Here is a 2,034-nt window from a genome sequence, read left to right as displayed (position 1 = left end):
CGCGTACCGCGCAGCTGCTTTGAGCGTTAAGTTTGTATGGACGAAAATTTCTCCGTAAAAGATGTTCTATTATTTCTGTCATTTTTTTTGGCGGCATATTTGCTATTTGAATATTTTTACTTTGGCGGTGTAAGAAGTGCTGAGCACGAAGGACGGGTGGAGTTTGTAAAAAAACACAACTTTGTTAAGTCGAATTACGTGTTAATAGCAGACGTTAAACTGGCTAATGGTAGCGTTATTAAGGCCAGTCTAGAGAATTGCTCGCGTTCTATTCAAGGTAGTATGATAAAAGTTGTAGAGTTCAGACCTTGGCCTTTATTACATAAAAATTACAAAATAAATTGCGATGAAAAAACTTAACAATCGCCTAAAGCATCGCGGCCTGCGGCCGCTGGACTCGCAACAAGTTGCTCGCCGCTTAGGCGAGCGTTCAATTCTCAAGGGAGTGCTATGCCGTATCCAATTGAAAGAAAATTAGTTGTTGCTGTCTCATCAAGCGCATTATTCGATTTGTCTGAATCCCATGCCGTTTTTGTTGAGCAAGGCCCAAAAGCATATAAGAAATTTCAAGAGGAGAATTTGGATAAGGTTCTTGGGAAAGGAGTTGCATTTCCTTTCATTCGGCGGTTTTTACAGATAAATCAGCGTTTCCCTCAAAAACTTCCTGTCGAGGTCGTTCTGCTTTCTCGAAATTCAGCAGCTACGGGGAAAAGAGTATTTAGATCAATTCTGCACTATGGTCTCGACATTTCTCGAGCCGCTTTCATGGAGGGTAAGTCACCCTACGAGTATATTCCAGCATTTAATGCTTCATTATTTCTTTCTGCAAATGAAGAGGATGTTCAGAATGCGATTAATGCTGGCTATCCTGGCGGCGTAGTTCTTCCTAGCAAAGTCATAAGCGATGACGATAATGATGAGCTTAGAATTGCATTTGACTTTGATGGGGTAATTGCGGATGACGAGGCGGAAGCTGTATTCAAAGGAGGCGATCTTCCTGATTTTCATGCCTATGAGGTCGCCAATTCTGCGATTCCCCATAAACCTGGTCCATTAGCTGACCTATTTAAAAAGCTCTCTTTTCTACAAAAGCTCGAAGATCGTGAGGTTGAGAAAGACAGGTCTTATAAGAGAATACTAACGACTGCTATTGTGACGGCTAGGAATGCTCCTGCTCACGAAAGGGTTATAACTACTCTAGAGGACTGGGGAGTTAGTGCAAACGAGATTTTTTTCCTTGGTGGTATGGCAAAAGATCGAATCCTTTCTAGGGTGAAACCACATATGTTTTTTGATGATCAGAGAAGTCACCTAGAATCAGAGGCTGGCGATATACCAATGGTTCACATTCCATTTGGGATCGCCAATAAAAAAATTGAACAATCAAAGGCAGCGGACAGCTAACGCTGCGCGCTGCTTTGGGCGTTAGCGTGAATGAAAGTCTTGAGGAAGTCTGAGTCAATGGCAGTGAACGATGAGATTGAGCGAGAAGCAGCGACCACTCTCGGCTACATGATATTTGAGTATTCCCGACTTGATATGGAGCTTGGACTTTTTCTGGTGTGGTCTGATGACGGTAAAAAATTAGATTCGTTGACTAAAAGGCTCAATGACTCAAATTTTCATAAGAGATTGCTTCTTCTCGAAAAACTTGTACAAGAAAAATATGCGGGCACAACAACAGCTGATATTTACACCTCATGGTTATCAGATGCTCACTTAGCAAGGTCTATCCGAAATCAGCTATTTCACGGTCGTTGGGGGTTTATACCTAGACAGCAACAGGTAGCAAATGTTATTGGATTGCCAACTTCATCTGAACAAAAAGAGACTCGATATTCGATCTCTCAACTTCAGGATTTGTTATTTAAAATGCAGGATTTACGCTCTCGGCTGAGTGAATTAAGGCAATCATATCCAGTCTAGTGAGCGCTAACAAAGCAAGGCACAGCGACGGCTTTTTCATTGCGGCCGCGCCTCCATTACAAAGCCGCGCGTGCTTGCGGCGTTAGCAGGTGCTCGGGTTTTAACGGT

Annotated in this window: 2 protein-coding genes; both read left to right on the top strand. The window is 42.7% G+C overall.

The annotated features are described in order from the left end of the window. Window positions 1–450: 450 nt before the first annotated feature. A complete protein-coding gene (locus WG68_RS18910; RefSeq protein ID WP_046559276.1) occupies window positions 451–1,404 on the top strand; it encodes a 5'-nucleotidase in 954 nt (317 codons plus the stop codon). A gap of 57 nt (window positions 1,405–1,461) precedes the next feature. Then, window positions 1,462–1,926, top strand: a complete 465-nt coding sequence (locus tag WG68_RS18905) for a hypothetical protein (RefSeq protein ID WP_152663159.1) — start codon at window positions 1,462–1,464, stop codon at window positions 1,924–1,926. Window positions 1,927–2,034: the final 108 nt, after the last annotated feature.

Origin of the sequence: Arsukibacterium ikkense (assembly GCF_000987775.1) — a bacterium.
Taxonomy (GTDB): domain Bacteria; phylum Pseudomonadota; class Gammaproteobacteria; order Enterobacterales; family Alteromonadaceae; genus Alishewanella; species Alishewanella ikkense.
This window is presented reverse-complemented; position numbering and strand designations above follow the sequence as displayed.